This window comes from Maribellus sp. YY47, assembly GCF_023111095.1.
GTDB lineage: Bacteria > Bacteroidota > Bacteroidia > Bacteroidales > Prolixibacteraceae > Draconibacterium.
The window spans coordinates 62,927-79,454 of the sequence record NZ_JALGYW010000011.1; the positions used below are offsets into that span (position 1 = coordinate 62,927).

Annotated in this window: 18 protein-coding genes; 2 read left to right on the forward strand and 16 right to left on the reverse strand. The window is 41.6% G+C overall.

Annotated features, from left to right (window positions below):
* Positions 1 to 12: 12 nt before the first annotated feature.
* The 15 genes from rpsC to MR764_RS10835 form a co-directional block, all read right to left on the reverse strand.
* The gene (gene rpsC / locus MR764_RS10765) at positions 13 to 735 is read right to left on the reverse strand and encodes a 30S ribosomal protein S3 (RefSeq protein WP_247979419.1); all 723 of its coding nucleotides are present in this window, start codon (positions 733 to 735) and stop codon (positions 13 to 15) included.
* Between the two features lie 5 nt (positions 736 to 740).
* Positions 741 to 1,160, reverse strand: a complete 420-nt coding sequence (gene rplV / locus MR764_RS10770; RefSeq protein ID WP_119439695.1) for a 50S ribosomal protein L22 — start codon at positions 1,158 to 1,160, stop codon at positions 741 to 743.
* Positions 1,161 to 1,188: 28 nt separating this feature from the next.
* Positions 1,189 to 1,458 carry a 30S ribosomal protein S19 gene (gene rpsS, locus MR764_RS10775; protein WP_167613200.1) on the reverse strand — a complete coding sequence of 90 codons (270 nt, stop codon included), beginning with the start codon at positions 1,456 to 1,458 and terminating at the stop codon, positions 1,189 to 1,191.
* 15 nt (positions 1,459 to 1,473) lie between these two features.
* Entirely contained in the window at positions 1,474 to 2,298 is an 825-nt protein-coding gene (gene rplB / locus MR764_RS10780) for a 50S ribosomal protein L2 (protein WP_247979420.1), read from the reverse strand.
* Positions 2,299 to 2,304: 6 nt separating this feature from the next.
* Positions 2,305 to 2,595, reverse strand: coding sequence for a 50S ribosomal protein L23 (gene rplW, locus MR764_RS10785; RefSeq protein WP_247979421.1), 291 nt, complete (start codon positions 2,593 to 2,595; stop codon positions 2,305 to 2,307).
* A 12-nt stretch (positions 2,596 to 2,607) separates the two neighbouring features.
* Complete coding sequence (gene rplD, locus MR764_RS10790; protein ID WP_247979422.1) at positions 2,608 to 3,237, reverse strand: 50S ribosomal protein L4; 630 nt, start codon at positions 3,235 to 3,237, stop codon at positions 2,608 to 2,610.
* Positions 3,228 to 3,857, reverse strand: coding sequence for a 50S ribosomal protein L3 (gene rplC / locus MR764_RS10795; RefSeq protein WP_247979423.1), 630 nt, complete (start codon positions 3,855 to 3,857; stop codon positions 3,228 to 3,230). The genes rplD and rplC overlap by 10 nt, the downstream gene beginning before the upstream one ends.
* A 20-nt stretch (positions 3,858 to 3,877) precedes the next feature.
* Complete coding sequence (gene rpsJ / locus MR764_RS10800) at positions 3,878 to 4,183, reverse strand: 30S ribosomal protein S10 (protein ID WP_038558987.1); 306 nt, start codon at positions 4,181 to 4,183, stop codon at positions 3,878 to 3,880.
* 21 nt (positions 4,184 to 4,204) lie between these two features.
* Entirely contained in the window at positions 4,205 to 6,316 is a 2,112-nt protein-coding gene (fusA, locus tag MR764_RS10805) for an elongation factor G (RefSeq protein ID WP_247979424.1), read from the reverse strand.
* 54 nt (positions 6,317 to 6,370) lie between these two features.
* A complete protein-coding gene (rpsG, locus tag MR764_RS10810) occupies positions 6,371 to 6,847 on the reverse strand; it encodes a 30S ribosomal protein S7 (protein WP_247979425.1) in 477 nt (158 codons plus the stop codon).
* A 129-nt stretch (positions 6,848 to 6,976) separates the two neighbouring features.
* Positions 6,977 to 7,357 carry a 30S ribosomal protein S12 gene (gene rpsL, locus MR764_RS10815; protein ID WP_247979426.1) on the reverse strand — a complete coding sequence of 127 codons (381 nt, stop codon included), beginning with the start codon at positions 7,355 to 7,357 and terminating at the stop codon, positions 6,977 to 6,979.
* 564 nt (positions 7,358 to 7,921) lie between these two features.
* Positions 7,922 to 9,970 carry a hypothetical protein gene (locus MR764_RS10820; protein WP_247979427.1) on the reverse strand — a complete coding sequence of 683 codons (2,049 nt, stop codon included), beginning with the start codon at positions 9,968 to 9,970 and terminating at the stop codon, positions 7,922 to 7,924.
* Positions 9,971 to 10,235: 265 nt separating this feature from the next.
* Positions 10,236 to 11,540, reverse strand: a complete 1,305-nt coding sequence (locus MR764_RS20375) for an HlyD family efflux transporter periplasmic adaptor subunit (RefSeq protein WP_247979428.1) — start codon at positions 11,538 to 11,540, stop codon at positions 10,236 to 10,238.
* 66 nt (positions 11,541 to 11,606) lie between these two features.
* Positions 11,607 to 11,984, reverse strand: coding sequence for a four helix bundle protein (locus MR764_RS10830; RefSeq protein ID WP_247979429.1), 378 nt, complete (start codon positions 11,982 to 11,984; stop codon positions 11,607 to 11,609).
* Positions 11,985 to 12,046: 62 nt separating this feature from the next.
* Positions 12,047 to 14,236: a peptidase domain-containing ABC transporter gene (locus tag MR764_RS10835; protein WP_247979430.1), complete on the reverse strand. Its 2,190-nt coding sequence runs from the start codon at positions 14,234 to 14,236 to the stop codon at positions 12,047 to 12,049.
* A 298-nt stretch (positions 14,237 to 14,534) separates the two neighbouring features.
* Between MR764_RS10835 and MR764_RS10840 the strand changes: the two genes are divergently transcribed.
* Entirely contained in the window at positions 14,535 to 14,990 is a 456-nt protein-coding gene (locus tag MR764_RS10840; protein WP_247979431.1) for a YcxB family protein, read from the forward strand.
* Between the two features lie 50 nt (positions 14,991 to 15,040).
* On the opposite strand, the gene MR764_RS10845 is transcribed toward MR764_RS10840, so the two are convergent.
* The gene (locus tag MR764_RS10845; RefSeq protein WP_247979432.1) at positions 15,041 to 15,334 is read right to left on the reverse strand and encodes a hypothetical protein; all 294 of its coding nucleotides are present in this window, start codon (positions 15,332 to 15,334) and stop codon (positions 15,041 to 15,043) included.
* 229 nt (positions 15,335 to 15,563) lie between these two features.
* On the opposite strand from MR764_RS10845, the gene MR764_RS10850 reads away from it, so the two are divergent.
* Positions 15,564 to 16,292 carry a LytTR family DNA-binding domain-containing protein gene (locus MR764_RS10850; protein WP_247979433.1) on the forward strand — a complete coding sequence of 243 codons (729 nt, stop codon included), beginning with the start codon at positions 15,564 to 15,566 and terminating at the stop codon, positions 16,290 to 16,292.
* Positions 16,293 to 16,528 lie beyond the last annotated feature (236 nt).

Genomic DNA, 16,528 nt, shown 5'->3' on the forward strand with positions numbered 1-16,528 from the left:
AGTGCTATACCTCTATTTTCTTCTACCTCTACGGTTACCGCCGCCGCCTTTATTTCCAGCAGTGTTAGGACGTCCAGATTTCTGTCCCACATTTGGAGAAAGGTCGCGATTCCCATAAACCATGCCTTTACAAATCCAGACTTTTACACCGATTAAACCGGTTTTAGTCAGGGCTTCAACCAATGCGTAGTCGATATCGGCACGCAATGTATGAAGCGGTGTACGGCCGTCTTTATACATCTCTGAGCGAGCCATCTCAGCTCCGTTCAACCTACCTGAAACCAAAACTTTGATTCCTTCGGCTCCCATTCTCATGGTGGATGCGATGGCCATTTTTACTGCCCTGCGGTAAGCAATTTTACCTTCGATTTGACGAGCAATGTTACTTGCTACGATTTTTGCATCGAGTTCCGGGCGTTTGATCTCGAAAATGTTGATCTGTACTTCTTTACTGGTAATTTTTTTCAGCTCTTCTTTCAGTTTATCAACTTCCTGACCGCCTTTACCAATAATAATACCTGGGCGTGAAGTATGAACGGTGATGGTAATCAGCTTCAAGGTACGTTCGATAACGATCCTTGAGATGCTGGCTTTGGCTAAACGAGCGTTCAGGTATTTCCTGATCTTCTGGTCTTCAACCAGCTTGTCGCCATAATTGTCACCACCGAACCAATTTGAGTCCCATCCTTTAATGAAGCCCAAACGATTTGCTATCGGATTTACTTTTTGTCCCATGAGTATTAATTAAGATTTTCTTCAACAACACTTTCTTTACTATCTACGTAAATCGTTACGTGGTTAGAGCGTTTTCTGATGCGGTGAGCACGGCCCTGGGGAGCCGGACGTAGTCTTTTCAGAATACGACCTGAATCAACCATGATTCGAGATACGTAAAGTTCACTTTCCTCTAAACGAACTCCTTCGTTTTTAGCCTGCCAATTGGCGATGGCTGAAAGAAGAAGTTTCTCTACCCTGCCTGAAGCTTCTTTTGAAGAGAATTTCAAAACATCTAACGCTTTGTTCACCTCCATACCACGGATCATATCAGCGACAAGCCTCATTTTCCTAGGAGATGTAGGGCAGTTTTTCAAAACAGCAAAATATTGTTGCTTTTTTTCTTCTTTTCTTTTTTCAGCTGCTAGTCTTTTTCTGGCACCCATTGTACTTACTTTTTAAATTTTAAATGCCTTATCTTTTCTTGTTACCAGCATGCCCCCTGAAAGTGCGGGTAGGAGCAAATTCGCCCAAACGGTGTCCCACCATGTTTTCGGTGACGTAAACCGGGATGAACTTGTTTCCGTTATGTACTGCAATAGTATGTCCTACAAAGTCAGGAGAAATTACTGATGCCCTGGCCCATGTTTTCACTACCGATTTTTTGTTGGTATCATTCATAGCCAACACTTTTCTTTCAAGCTTGAAATCGATAAAAGGACCTTTTTTTAATGAACGACTCATAATTATTCCTCTTTACTATTTTTTCCTACGTTCTACAATATACTTGTTGGAAGCTTTCTTCTTATAACGGGTTTTGTACCCTTTAGCAAGCATACCAGTACGCGATCTTGGATGTCCTCCTGAAGCGCGGCCTTCACCACCACCCATTGGGTGATCAACAGGGTTCATCACAACACCACGAACGCGTGGTCTTCTTCCCAACCAACGTGAGCGACCGGCTTTACCCGATTTCTCAATGTTGTGTTCAGTATTTCCAACTGTACCTACTGTAGCCCTGCAGGTTGTAAGTACCATACGAGTTTCGCCTGACGGCAATTTCAAAATTGCGTATTTACCGTCACGTGAGGTCAATTGTGCGTAAGTGCCTGCACTACGCGCCATGATGCCACCCTGGCCAGGGTAAAGCTCAATGTTGTGTACCAAAGTACCCAGAGGTATTTCAGCCAGGGGAAGTGTATTGCCAATTTCTGGTTCTACACCTGTTCCACTTTTCACCGTTTGGCCAACTTGCAACCCGTTAGGCGCAACGATGTAACGCTTCTCTCCGTCTTCGTACTGAAGAAGAGCGATGCGTGCAGTACGGTTTGGATCGTACTGAATGGAATCAACAACAGCTGCAACACCGTCTTTATCGCGTTTAAAGTCGATAATACGGTATTTGCGTTTATGTCCCCCGCCTATATATCTCATTGTCATTCGTCCCTGGTTGTTACGACCACCGGACTTTTTAATGGGCTCCAACAATGATTTCTCAGGCGTAGATGCAGTAATGGTATCAAAAGCACCAATAATTTTGTGCCTTTGACCCGGAGTTACTGGTTTTAATTTTCTTACTGCCATTTTATATTAGATATTACTATAAAAGTCAATACTATCTCCTTCTACCAAAGTAACAATTGCTTTCTTGAAAGCAGTTGTCTTTCCGGTGATGATACCGCCTTTGGTATATCTCGATTTTACTTTTCCGCCGTAAACCATGGTATTCACGTTTTCAACTGTCACATTATAAAGGCTTTCAACAGCCTTTTTAATCTGCGGTTTACTTGCTTTGCGATCTACCACAAAACCGTAACGGTTAAAACGCTCCGACTGGTCGGTCATTTTTTCTGTAACTAATGGTTTTACTAAAATATCCATCTTTTTTTTCCGTTAAAGTTTAAATGCTTCTTCAATTTTCGCAACAGATCCCTCGCAAAGAATAATTGTTTTTGCGTTAAGAATCTGATAAGTGTTTAATTCAGAAGCCGTTACAACAGATACGTCCTGTAAATTTCTGGAGGACAAATATATGTTATTATTTTCAGCTGGTAAAACGAAAAGTGCCTTTTTTTCAGCGATTTGCAGATTGTTTTTCAAGGCTACCATTTCTTTTGTTCTCGGAGCTTCGAAATTGAAGTCTTCCAAAACCAAAATACTTTTTTCGCTTGCTTTATAAGTTAAAGCCGATTTACGAGCTAATTGCTTCACTTTTTTATTCAGCTTGAAGCCGTAATTACGCGGACGCGGGCCAAAAACTGTACCACCACCACGGAATACAGGCGACTTAATGCTACCTGCACGTGCTGTACCGGTTCCTTTCTGACGTTTGATTTTACGGGTACTTCCTGCAACTTCACCACGTTCCTTGCTCTTGCTTGTTCCCTGGCGCTGATTAGCCATGTATTGTTTTACATCCAAATAAATGGCGTGGTCGCTGGGTTCAATACCGAAAATCTGGTCATTCAAAGTGACTTTTCTTCCGGTCTCTTTTCCTTCTTTATTCAGTACACTTAGTTCCATTGCTTTCTAATAATTATGTATGAACCTTTGGCTCCAGGTACTGAACCTTTTACCACTAACAAATTCTTCTCAGGAATAATTTTTACCACTTCCAGGTTCTCGATAGTTACGGTTTTACCACCGTCTCTACCAGCCATGCGCATTCCTTTAAAAACACGTGAAGGCCATGAAGAAGCTCCGATAGAACCGGGTGCTCTCAGCCTGTTGTGCTGACCGTGTGTGGCATCGTTTACCCCACGGAAATTGTGTCTTTTAACTACGCCCTGGAATCCTTTTCCTTTTGATACTCCGACGATATCAACGTAATCTTTCTCGTGAAAGATAGTAACGTCGATTTCCTGTCCGAGTTCGAATTCTTCCTGATAGGTGTTATGAAACTCTACTACTTTGCGCTTAGGTGAAGTTCCGGCTTTTTTAAAGTGCCCAAACTCCGCTTTGGTGGCGTGCTTTTCTTTTTTATCGCCATACGCCAACTGAAGCGCTTCATAGCCGTCGGTCTCTTGGGTCTTTACTTGTGTAACAACACAAGGTCCGGCCTCAATCACAGTGCATGGGATATTTTTCCCCTCAACACTGAATACGGATGTCATTCCGATTTTTTTTCCAATAATACCAGCCATTTTTCGACTACTTTAGATTATCAAACTTTAATTTCTACTTCGACGCCACTAGGAAGCTCCAGCTTCATCAATGCGTCAATTGTTTTTGCGGTTGAGCTGTAGATGTCGATCAAACGTTTGTATGAAGACAACTGGAATTGTTCCCTCGATTTTTTATTTACGAAGGTTGAACGTAAAACCGTGAAAACTCTGCGGTGAGTAGGAAGCGGAATAGGACCACTTACAACAGCTCCGGTTGTTTTTACAGTTTTTACGATTTTCTCAGCCGACTTGTCTACCAAGTTGTGATCGTACGATTTCAGCTTAATCCTGATCTTCTGACTCATAAGAGAAAATTGTTATAATTATTACAATAAATCAACTTTTCCGTTACATTCTGCCAATACCTTTTCTGCAAGGTTACGAGGAACTTCCTGGTAATGGCTGAATTCCATTGAAGAAGTAGCACGTCCTGAAGAAAGGGTACGTAATACGGTTACATAACCAAACTGTTCTGAGAGCGGTACTTTTGCATTGATAACTTTGGCGTTACCTTTTGTTTCCATACCAGCCACTTCTCCACGACGACGGTTCAGGTCGCCGATAATGTCACCCATGTATTCTTCAGGAGTAACAATCTCCAGTTTCATGATTGGTTCCAACAGTACCGGTTTAGCTTTCGAAGTTGCGCTCTTGAATGCCTGACGGGCACAAATTTCGAACGACAACTGATCCGAGTCAACCGCGTGGAACGAACCATCAAGAAGTGTCACTTTCAGGCTGTCAACCGGGAAACCGGCCAACGGACCATTTGAAAGAGCGTCTTTAAATCCTTTTTCAACCGAAGGAATAAATTCGCGTGGGATACGACCTCCTTTTACTTCGTCAACAAACTGAAGACCAATATGTCCTTCAGCAGCAGGCTCAACACGAACAATGATATCGGCAAATTTACCACGACCACCAGTTTGCTTTTTGAATACCTCACGCAACTCAACAGAATTGGTGATCGCTTCTTTGTAAGCAACCTGCGGTGCTCCCTGGTTACATTCTACTTTGAATTCACGTCTCAAACGGTCAACCAAAATTTCCAGGTGAAGTTCACCCATACCGCGGATTACTGTTTGTCCTGAATCAGGGTCAGTATTTACTACGAAAGTTGGGTCTTCTTCAGCCAGTTTAGCCAAACCGTTTGACAGTTTGTCGATATCTTTCTGAGATTTAGGTTCTACTGCGATACCAATTACCGGTTCCGGGAAATCCATACTTTCAAGTACAATCGGGTTTTTAATATCGCCCAATGTATCACCTGTACGAATATCTTTAAAACCTACTGCAGCGCAAATATCACCTGCTTCGATCTCGTCTTTCGGATTCTGCTTGTTAGAGTGCATCTGGTACAAACGAGAGATACGCTCTTTTTTACCGGTACGTGAATTGTACACACTGTCGCCAGCGTGCAAAGTACCCGAGTAAACGCGAATGTATGCCAAACGACCTACAAACGGGTCGGTAGCAATTTTGAATGCCAGTGCAGCAAGTGGTTGATCTGCATCAGCAGAACGAACCGCTTCTTTATCTGTATCAGGGTTAATCCCTTTAATTTCGCCTTTATCAAGCGGGCTTGGTAAAAACTCACAAACAGCATCCAACAAACGCTGAACACCTTTATTTTTGAAAGCAGAACCGCACAACATCGGGATGATTACACCCTCAAGAGTTGCACGACGAATTACTGCCAACATTTCTTCTTTTGTGATAGAATCCGGATCTTCGAAATAACGCTCCATAATATGGTCGTCAACTTCAGCTACTGATTCCACCAGTTTTTCTTTCCATTCTTCGGCTAATTCAACCAAATCTGCAGGAATGTCATCCAAAACGTATTTTGTTCCCATTTCTGCGTCATCATACCAACGAACGGCTTTCATTTCAACCAGGTCAATAACGCCTTCAAATTTCTCTTCAGCGCCAATTGGAATCTGTACCGGAACCGGATTTGCACCCAGTTTTTCTTTAATTTCATTGTAAACATTGAAGAAATCAGCTCCCTGACGGTCCATTTTGTTTACGAATGCAATTCTTGGAACACCATATTTTTCAGCCTGACGCCATACCGTTTCCGACTGTGCCTCTACACCACCAACGGCACAGAAAAGAGCCACAGCACCATCAAGAATCCTCAGCGAACGTTCAACTTCAACTGTGAAGTCAACGTGCCCGGGAGTATCAATAATGTTAATTTTATATTGATTGTCTTTATGATTCCAGAACGTAGTTGTAGCAGCCGAGGTGATCGTAATACCTCTCTCCTGTTCCTGTTCCATCCAGTCCATGGTTGCAGCGCCATCGTGTACTTCACCAAGACGGTGAGTCAACCCTGTAAAGAAGAGTATTCGTTCCGAAACGGTTGTTTTACCGGCGTCGATATGCGCCATGATACCAATATTCCTTGTATATTTCAGATCTTGTTTAGCCATTTTAAACCAATTTTCTAATCAAATTTTCCAAAACTATATTACTATACCTCTAAACTAGAATCTGAAATGCGCGAATGCACGGTTTGCGTCGGCCATTCTGTGGGTATCTTCTTTCTTCTTGTAAGCTCCACCCTCTTCGTTAAATGCAGCAACAATTTCTGCCGACAATTTATCGGCCATTGATTTGCCTGAACGTTTCCGGGCAAATAATATCATATTCTTGATACTGATTGAAGTTTTTCTTTCAGGACGAATTTCCATCGGAACCTGGAAAGTAGCACCACCAACACGGCGGCTTTTTACTTCAACAGCCGGAGTAATATTCTCCAATGCTTTTTTCCATACATCAAGTGGTGCAACTTCAGAATCTTTCATGCGTTTTTCTACCATATCCATGGTATCATAGAAAATAGCATAAGCAGTCGATTTCTTACCATCCACCATTAGGTCGTTGACAAACCGGGTTACCAAAACATCGTTAAACTTCGGATCCGGCAATAAATGTCTCTTCTTTGGTTTTGACTTTCTCATTTTAAAACTTCTTTTAGTGTTATCTAAATTGGTTGCCCGTAGGCGGTCTTCAGTTCGTCTCCGGAAGACATTAGAGAGATTCCCTTACTCAACCAAACCACTAATAAATAACAGTGTTAATTACTTTTTCTACTTTTTATCTTTCGGTCTTTTTGCACCATATTTTGAACGACGTTGCAAACGTCCTTCAACACCTGCGGTATCGAGTGCACCACGAATCAAGTGGTAACGTACCCCCGGAAGGTCTTTTACCCTACCTCCACGTACAAGCACAATTGAGTGCTCCTGAAGGTTGTGTCCTTCTCCAGGAATATAAGCATTCACCTCTTTACCGTTAGTCAACCTTACCCTGGCTACTTTACGCATTGCCGAGTTAGGTTTTTTCGGAGTAGTGGTATAAACACGAACACATACGCCACGACGTTGTGGGCATGAATCCAAGGCCGGAGACTTGCTCTTATCAACCTTGCTTTGTCTTCCTTTTCTAACTAACTGTTGAATAGTTGGCATAAATACCTGTTTTTTATATAGTTAATAATCAAATCGCAAAACGGACTGCAAAAGTATGCAAAAATCCTTTATTATCAATTGCTTCTAGGGGGAAATGCATAGTTTTCCCCAAAAACGGCTCGCAAAAGTACGCATTTTAATTTATCCACAATAATTTTTAGGCTTTTTTTTGAAATATTTAAGATTGAAAGCGATTGAGAAAGAGTAGTTTGAAGCGGGAAGTCCTGCCATTCCCCAGCTGCGCTGAATGATGTTTTTTGATCAACCAGCGCCGATGCCCGATTTCAAGGGATACAAGGGCATAAATAAACATCACTGAAAGTTTGCTCTCCGTCCGGCAATATAAATTAGAAGGGCTTAATACAGTTAACACCAGGCCTGAAGCTATTATTTGAAAAAAAACAGCGACAAATACGGGCATCATTTTGAAAGAAATCGGTCTAAGATTTTACCCGGCTATTTTATCATCAACAAATTTTACATTGCTCGTCATACTACAACGCCCTCCAGATAAGACTTTTGTTATTCCTGGAGGGCGTTGAATTTATTTAAGACAGAAATTACTTACTGCATGTGCTCAATTGCTTCGGTGGCCGCAGTAAGAATAGGCTCGTTGGAAAGAGGCGTACCGACCGCCTTTCTCATCCATTCTGCCGGGGTCAGCTGCCCCAGTGCAAAAATCCGTTCCACTTCGGCTGCAAACGGGTGCGACTTAAAATGTTCCTCCAGCTGGAAGTGAATCAAATGGCCAAATGCATAGTTCGGCAGGTACATCGGCGAATTGATCATGTGTGAGTAAATAGCCAGAATCGTCTGGTCCTTCATACCAAACACCGGGGCAAAATATTCGTTCCATACTGTTTTACTGATTTCGAGTGTAGCATTTTTCAGCTCTGCTGCGGTACATTTCGGGTGCTCGTACATCCATTTCCACATTTGCATATCAACCAGCGAAACCCCCATAATTTCGTATACCGACCAGAAAATGTCAAGCGTTTTCAGGTACTCTTGGTCTGGATTCTTATCTTCGATATTCAGCAACTGTAAATCTCTTTGCTGAAAAACAAAAGCCAATGCTTCAGTAAATGCAGTGTTGGGTACGCCATTCATCATGTAAAAGGGAACTTCGTGCATCGAAATCGTTTGTTCTACATTGTGTCCGAATTCGTGAACGGCAATATTGTACCCTTTGTAATCCATTCCACTTTCGGGAATGCGCGTACGCAGATGGGCTTTTTCGGCCTTCATGGAAGCTCCCCATGCATGGCCTGAACCACGGGCCGGATCGGCTGTAATTTTTGTAGCGATAAATTCGGCTTTGTCTTTTTCGAAACCCAACTTTTGCAGCATGTTCCCAAAATCGTTTTCCAATGCCTGTGCGTTGGGATATTTTGACCGTGTAATAGCGTTCAGTTTTTCTTCGGGTATCGAACTGCGCGATTTAAAACCGTCGTACCAGATGTCCCAGGGCTGCAGGTCGCGTCCAAGCCGTTTTTTAATAATTTCGCCAACCGCTTTCAATTGCGGAGCACCCAGAAATTCGCGGAAAAGTGTCTCCACTTCTTCCTGCGGAACTTGCATCCCTCCCGAAAAAGAGCGCTTAATGGCCGTACTCAACATCGGATTATAGGGATCGAAGGCTTTCACGGCCCTGAAATTGTTAATGATTTGCTGGTAACGTTCGTCTTGCTCGGGTGTTGCTTCTGTTGCTTCACCGTTTTTGTAAATTTTATTTTCTGACGGATCCCAGTTGAATTCGCCTGAGTTGATCACTTGTTCCGGTATCGACTGATCGACGATACGTTGCATAACCTGGTAAATCAACGCCTGCTTTTCCAATCCGTTTATCGTATTGGCATAGTTGGCTTTTATTTCGTCGCGCAGGTTCCAGTGGCTCAACAGAACCATTTCTTCCGGGAAAAGCGTTTCTCCGTTTTTCCCCAGCAAGTGCCCCATGTAAATGTTATACCCGGCAATATAAGCTTCCGATTCGGCGGAAACCTTCGAGCTGTTTTGCACGAGTTCGGAGGGAGCCCTCGAACTGAAAATATCGCCCATTCGCGCGTAGCCCCACTCCAGATCAGACCATTGTTTGCCCAATTCATTTTTTTCTTCGGTAGAATAAAACGGGAAGTTCAGCGCAACAAGGAAGGCTATTTTATTCGCGTAAAAATCGTTATTCAAATGAGCACTCGGGCTGTATGCAGCAAACATATGATCGACCGGAAACAATTCGCCGGTCTGTAAATCAACATTCTCGCGAAGGTCTAAGGTGATTTTATTGAAATGCCCGTAAAGCGATTCGAAATAACCGGACATTTTGATGAAAACGGCCTGCTTCTCGTTGGCGTCTCCAACATAGTTGTCGGTACAGAAAGAAACAAACTCATCGGCAGTGCCGTCGCTGGCACGCCACAGCGAAGCCGCATGACGAATGCCTTTCTCCATGTTCTTCCGGTCGGCTTCCGGAAACTTTCCAGCAATTTTCTCCAGAGCACCGGCGATGGCACTTTCGGCAACAGCGATTTTCGGATCAGCCATTTGTTCTTTTTTATTTACACTACAGCCTGACAAAACGATCAGGGTCACGAAAACAATTAATATCGATTTCATACAAATCAGGATAAATATTCAAGACTAATTTAAGAGGGCTAAAAATATAGATAATCAACAGTTTATACCTATGACTTTTTACAGTAAAAATATTAATTACCGAAACCGCCTGAAGTACATTATTATATGAAAGCTCCTCAATCGTTTTCAGGATACGTTCGGATGGTTTGCCAATCAGATAAATGATTAATTGTTGAATGAAGATGCACTTATTCAAATAAAGAAACAACAAAACTCCTTTGCACTCTGAACTTTGAACTCTAAACTACTTCACCCTCTCGTTCCAAAGTGCTTTCAACGGATTAAAGAATCGCTGAATTAAACGCAGGTCTTCGGTAATGACTTCAGCTTCGCCGATCAACTGATTTTGCATTTGCAGATCGCGATTATAATTGGTAACCAAGCCTTTTGGAAACTCAACCTCAACCATATAAAAATTATCTTCAGGTACCAGCGAAACGCTTTTTACTTTTCCGCGTACCAAGCCAAATTCCATGTAAGGATAATTGTCGAATTTGACGTTTACATCCAGTCCGTCTTTTACTTTACCCGAGCCACGCACCGGCAACTCCAGTTTGCCAATCACTTTGCCAAGATCGTCAGGTACAATAGTAAACGCCCGATCGCCTTCGCTGATGTTCTGATTTTCGGCATAAAACTTATTAAACGAAACCGTACCTCCAATGGGCGTGCGAATTAGGTAGGTCAGAAACCAATTGCTAACCTCACTCTTCATATTATTGAAGGCCTCTAATAACGCAGACTCGTACTGAATTTTATAATCTCTGAATTGCTTTTCGTTTTCGATAATCTTTTGGTCAAGTTCGCCAATATCGATCTGCTGCTGGGCAAGATCCGACCGAATCTGATCCAATTCCGATTTTTTCGACAACATCTCCGACTCGGCTTTTTCAAAATCGGTTGTGGCGATTACCTCTCCGGCAATTAATTTCTTTTGCCGCTCGTAGTTGCGTAATTTAAGTTGATATTCTTTATCTACGGCCAGTTTCCTTTCCCACATCCGATCGTACAAAATACGCGCATTTTTGGCCTGCTCGCGATACGACTCTTCCTTAAGAATATAATAATTGCGCTCGGTGAACTCTTTTAACTCCTGAAACCGCGTGAGGAATTGAGAATAAATTTCCTGAATCGGGCCCAACTGAAGCGTTTTACTTAAATGAATGGCCGGCGTTAAATTTAAAGTATCAAATGCTGGCTGAAGAGCGTTGATCAATTGCTGCAACTGAAGAACATCGATATAATTGGCAGGATTTTCAATTAACGCAATAATATCCCCGGCTTCCACCTTTTCCTTATCGCTCACAAATAGCTGGTCGATTTTTCCGGTTGCCCGGGCCACCAAAGTTGCCGGTGGATTTTCGGTGGTAACCACAATTTTCGACCGCAATATATCAGGATAATGAAATACGAAACTGAAAATGATGATCAGCGAAAAAATCGCAATAAACACAAGAATCCCATACCTCACCAAACGCGATGGAACTCCTCCGAGTATTTCCTGCACTTCGCCGGAACGGATTTCTATATTTTGCTTGTCATCAGTCACGTTAAATTGTCAAATGGTAAAATTGTCAAATTGCTCTATTGTTAAATTGAGAACTGTTTCTCTATATTAATATTTCAATTTTTCGTTGGTGAAATTTATCAAATTATAAAGCTCTTTTCGCAACTGCTGAAGAGTATTTGCATAAATTAAACTTACTTCGTTCGTGATCAATTCGCGAACCGAAGATTTTCTGATCCAGTCTTCTGTTTCTTCAAGGGAGCCCATACTTATTCTGTAAAATCTTACTTTATCCTTTTTTGAATAACGACCAAAACCTTCTGCAATATTTGCAGAAATGGAATCTGCCGCTTTAACAAACTGTTTCCCTACGGTCTCTTTCGCAAAATAATCCCACTTCAATACTTCTTTCCAAACTTCATTAGAAAAATCAAATGCCAACCGATAAGCGCTAATTTTGTCCAAAGTCAAGAATTCTTTTGCCATGATTTTCAATTTAACAATTTATCAGTTTATCAATAGAACAGTTTTGCAGTTCTTTCAATTTATCAATTCCCTAATTCCAATTGATTTCTTACCAACTCAAAATATTTTCCTTTTTTCCGAATCAATTCCTCGTGCGTTCCGCGTTCCACGATTTCGCCTTTTTCGAGAACGATAATCTGATCCGCATTTTTTACCGTACTTAAACGATGCGCCACCACAACAACCGTTTTTCCTGCCGAAACTTTTTCCATGTTTTCCATGATCAGTTTTTCGTTGTTGGCATCCAACGCATTGGTGGCCTCATCAAAAAACAGGTATTCCGGCGATTTGTAAATAGCGCGGGCAATCAGTATCCGTTGCTTTTGTCCCTGGCTCAGCCCCACTCCTTCCTGTCCGATTTTGGTATTGTAGCTCAATGGCAGCGATTCGATATAATCCTGAATATTGGCCATTTTCACGGCATCCAACAATCGTTCGTGATCCACCGTTTCGTCGTTTACCACGATATTTTTAGCGATGCTGTCAGAAAAAATAAAACCGTCCTGCATTACCACGCCACAACTGTCACGCCACATCTTGGGAGAGAAATTCGCCAACCGGGTTCCGCCGATTTTAATATCGCCTTCCACCGGCGGGTAAAAGCCCAACAATAATTTAATCAGCGTAGTTTTTCCACTGCCACTGGTACCTACAATCGCTGTTGTCTTTTTCTCGGGAATATCCAGATTAATATTGTTCAACACTTTCGGTGAACGCGGTCCTTCGTACTGGAACACAAGATCAGAAATATTGATGCCCTTATTTTCAGGCAACATTTTAACATAACTGGCTCCCGCTTCGCTTTCATCCTTTTTATCGTGGATTTCGGCCAAACGCTCCAAACTGATCTTTGCATCCTGTGCATTGTGCATAAATTGAATCAACTGACGCAACGGAGTGTTTAGTTGTCCTATTATATATTGTATAGCCAGCATCATACCGAGGGTTAACTGGCCATTCACCACTGCAGTTGCAGAAATAATAATAATCAGTATATTTTTTGTTTCGTTGATAAATACAGAACCCGCGTCCTGGTATTGCTGAAGCGCCAGACTTTTTACGTTCACTTTAAACAGACCGGCCTGTACCCGCTCCCACTCCCAGCGTTTTTCTTTTTCGTAGTTATTCAGTTTGATCTCCTGCATCCCGTTGATGATCTGGATCAGCTTGCTCTGGTTTTCCGAAAGTTTATTGAAACGTTTGTAATCCAACTCGCGCCGGCGTTTCATAAAAATGTAGATCCAGACAAAATAGAGAACGGAACCGATCAGAAAAATGAAAAAGATTTTCCAGCTGTAAATGGCCAGTACAATGGCAAAAACCACGAGGCTAAAAACCGAGAACAACACGCCAATCGACTGCGCGGTTAAAAAGCGCTCAATGCGGTCGTGGTCTTCGATGCGCTGCAATAAATCGCCGATCATTTTCGAATCGAAAAAACCAAGCGGCAACTTCATCAGCTTTATCAAAAAATCGGATATAATGGAAATGTTGATTCGGGTACTGATATGCAGCAAAATCCACGAACGAATAAACTCTACCGACATCCGGCTGATAAACAGCACCAGTTGTGCCAGCAAAACAAGGTAGATAAAACCAATATCCTGGTTATTGATACCAATATCGACCACACTTTGCGTAAGAAACGGCAGCACCAATTGTATCAAACTTCCCAGGAAAAATCCCAGAATGAGTTGAATCACCAGTTTGCGGTAAGGTTTCAGGTAATTCAGTACAAAGCGAAAACCTGTTCGGCTGACTTTTTCTTCAGGTTCCTGGTAAAACTCAGGCGTTGGTTGCAACAGCAAACAAACACCTTTCTCCTCGCCACCGGCAATCGTCGAAATCCATTTTTCGCAGAACTCCTTTTCGGAATATTCCAACCGCCCAAACGCGGGGTTCGCCACGTACACTTTTCCTTTCGCCATTTTATACACTACCACAAAATGCCCTTGTCCCCAATGAACAATGCATGGTAGCGGGGCTTCTTTTTTCAACTGCTCGAAAGTGATTTTAACGCCCATCGAGCGCATGCCAATAGCTTCAGCGGCATCGCTGATTCCCAAAAGTGAAACCCCTTCCCGGGAGATGTACGATTTTTCGCGAAGTGATTCGGTAGAAAAATGTTTCCCGTAATATTTGGCCACCATGCGTAAACAGGTTGGCCCGCAATCCATGGCATCAAACTGTTGATAAAACGGGAACTTTGACATAGCTAAGTTTTGTTGGGGAAAGATAGAATTTTTTTTGTCCGGAAATCAATTTCCACGTCCGACTTATTAACTATGCAATGAGGAAAACAAGAAAACAAGGCGAACTCAGTCTACGAAATGGTTAATCTGAAAGAGCTAAAAGTTGACTTATTGCATATGTTGTTAAAGACATAAAAAATTCAGAATGAACGGTAAACTATATTTGGAATTTGAATAGATTTGATCCAATTCTTCTGAACATTATATAATCAAGATGAGATTCGAAACAAAAATTGAATTCCGACAATATTTAAAACTGATGTATATACTTACATACAGAAGACGTGCATTCATTTTTAGTACTGTATTAGGATTCATATTTCTTGTCTTTTCTCTGCTTTATCTCCTTGGAATTATAATTTCGGATGAACTGCCTGTTTTCCCAATGGTGTTTTCAGCCTTAATACTGATTTTTATACCAATATCCGTTTATTTCTCAGCAAAAAAGAATTTTTATACTCATGGGAGACTTCAAGAACAAATCGTTTATGAAATAACTGACAAAGAGATAAACATTTCAGGAGAATCCTTTAAAAGTCAAATGACTTGGGAAAAAACGTATAAAGTGCAAGAACTAAAAGACTGGTTTTTAATATATCAGAATAAACTGGTGGCAAACGTAATCCCCAAAAATTCTACTGATCTCGATATTGTCGAATTTCGAAGAATTGTAAGAAATCAAAATGTAAAAAGTAAACTCAAAAGAGATACTTAACCAAGGTTGATTGCTAATCTGAATCTCATGCGAGATGGACAGCAAATATCCTAAGCTAACAACCGAAAAATCATAAAAGCCAAAGCGGGGATGAAGCCCAGCATTGCCAGCGGCCGGGCGCGCAACCGATACTTTTCCTTGTCGTTCAGCCAGTAAAAAATGCCAATGGGAAGGATAGCGATGAACAGCACAGTTCCGAGGTAGTTAAAGATTTCATTTTTGTCGGACAGAAAAGCAAAACTATATTTCCTTTCTTCGAAATACCAAATACCAGCTGCGATAGCCCCAGAGAGAAGAATCACCACAACCGGGAAAATCCGGCAACACCATTTTGTTTGTCCCATGCTATAACATTTTGATTTTTTTTTGATTTTCCAGAAGAATACTACAAATCCCTGCAAATCATGTTTTTCAGAAAATAAACGTAGTACAAATCAGGGAAATTTTGCCTAAAATCATTTATTTTTTTGATTTTCGGGTAGGTTAAAAGCTTTTTCGGCTGTAGTAATTTCTAAACCGCTTATCGGCTTCGTGCCCCAAGATGGTTCCATTTAGCAGAAAACGACTTTTGACATGAATTGCTTATTACTCGAAAAGCCACATAATGGGAATCAACTGCAGGAGTTTATTCAGATGATCCCCTACTTTACGTTGGTATCGTATTGCACTTCGGTGTTTGATGCCTACGAGATCCTTCAGACACGAAAAATTGATGTGCTTTTTATCGACAACGAACTTCCCAAAGTTTCGGGGATCGATTTCATAAACAGCATCGAAAATAAACCGATGATCGTATTATTTTCATCGAAACCGGAAATTGCGGTGGAAGCGTTCAACATCAATGCCCAGGACTTTTTGTTAAAACCAGTTTGCTTTGAACGCTTTTTCAGGACGGCCAATAAGGTGTTTGAGAATTATTCCAATAAAATCAAGCGACAGGTTCCTATTTCAAATGCACTGGACAACCCTCTGCAACTGAGCGATTCGATCCTGGTGAAAACCGATTATCAAACGATAATGGTAAAACTCGACCAGATTTTATACATCGAAGGGTTGAAGGATTACATTAAAATCCACACCTTGCAAAACAACCGCCCGATAATCACACTCAATTCGCTTAAGAAGCTGCAACAGAATTTGCCGTCCGAGCGATTCTCCAGAGTGCACAAATCGTACATTGTTGGCTTGAACCATATCACCGCCATCAATAAAACCCAGGTAATGATCCGTGATAAATACATACCGATCGGAGAAAGCTTTAAAAGCTTTTTCATGGAAAAAATGGAAGAAATGCGTGTTTAAACCTGGTATGAAGTACCTCGTTTACTAAAGGAATGACTCAATGGGGTTGTTCCTTTTTTTGTGGATCGCCGTGACTATAACTATCACTGTAAAAAAGATTGATGTAGATTGAAAGAAGGTAGAAATAGATGGATGAACGACCAATTACAGATTGAAGGAGTTTGACTTCACCCATTCAATCTGTAATCAGTTGCCCACATTGTGCAAAATGCATTAACAATAGTAATTTGAAATAA

What these genes read in the sequence shown, in the direction of transcription:
- rpsL (WP_247979426.1), bottom strand. Translation starts at nt 7,357, where the DNA reads ATGCCAACTATTCAACAGTTAGTTAGAAAAGGAAGACAAAGCAAGGTT.
- rplV (WP_119439695.1), bottom strand. Translation starts at nt 1,160, where the DNA reads ATGGGTGCCAGAAAAAGACTAGCAGCTGAAAAAAGAAAAGAAGAAAAA.
- fusA (WP_247979424.1), bottom strand. Translation starts at nt 6,316, where the DNA reads ATGGCTAAACAAGATCTGAAATATACAAGGAATATTGGTATCATGGCG.
- rpsJ (WP_038558987.1), bottom strand. Translation starts at nt 4,183, where the DNA reads ATGAGTCAGAAGATCAGGATTAAGCTGAAATCGTACGATCACAACTTG.
- MR764_RS10835 (WP_247979430.1), bottom strand. Translation starts at nt 14,236, where the DNA reads ATGTCAAAGTTCCCGTTTTATCAACAGTTTGATGCCATGGATTGCGGG.
- rplC (WP_247979423.1), bottom strand. Translation starts at nt 3,857, where the DNA reads ATGGCTGGTATTATTGGAAAAAAAATCGGAATGACATCCGTATTCAGT.
- rpsG (WP_247979425.1), bottom strand. Translation starts at nt 6,847, where the DNA reads ATGAGAAAGTCAAAACCAAAGAAGAGACATTTATTGCCGGATCCGAAG.
- rplD (WP_247979422.1), bottom strand. Translation starts at nt 3,237, where the DNA reads ATGGAACTAAGTGTACTGAATAAAGAAGGAAAAGAGACCGGAAGAAAA.
- MR764_RS10830 (WP_247979429.1), bottom strand. Translation starts at nt 11,984, where the DNA reads ATGGCAAAAGAATTCTTGACTTTGGACAAAATTAGCGCTTATCGGTTG.
- MR764_RS10840 (WP_247979431.1), top strand. Translation starts at nt 14,535, where the DNA reads ATGTATATACTTACATACAGAAGACGTGCATTCATTTTTAGTACTGTA.
- rplB (WP_247979420.1), bottom strand. Translation starts at nt 2,298, where the DNA reads ATGGCAGTAAGAAAATTAAAACCAGTAACTCCGGGTCAAAGGCACAAA.
- rplW (WP_247979421.1), bottom strand. Translation starts at nt 2,595, where the DNA reads ATGGATATTTTAGTAAAACCATTAGTTACAGAAAAAATGACCGACCAG.
- rpsC (WP_247979419.1), bottom strand. Translation starts at nt 735, where the DNA reads ATGGGACAAAAAGTAAATCCGATAGCAAATCGTTTGGGCTTCATTAAA.
- rpsS (WP_167613200.1), bottom strand. Translation starts at nt 1,458, where the DNA reads ATGAGTCGTTCATTAAAAAAAGGTCCTTTTATCGATTTCAAGCTTGAA.
- MR764_RS10845 (WP_247979432.1), bottom strand. Translation starts at nt 15,334, where the DNA reads ATGGGACAAACAAAATGGTGTTGCCGGATTTTCCCGGTTGTGGTGATT.
- MR764_RS10850 (WP_247979433.1), top strand. Translation starts at nt 15,564, where the DNA reads ATGAATTGCTTATTACTCGAAAAGCCACATAATGGGAATCAACTGCAG.
- MR764_RS10820 (WP_247979427.1), bottom strand. Translation starts at nt 9,970, where the DNA reads ATGAAATCGATATTAATTGTTTTCGTGACCCTGATCGTTTTGTCAGGC.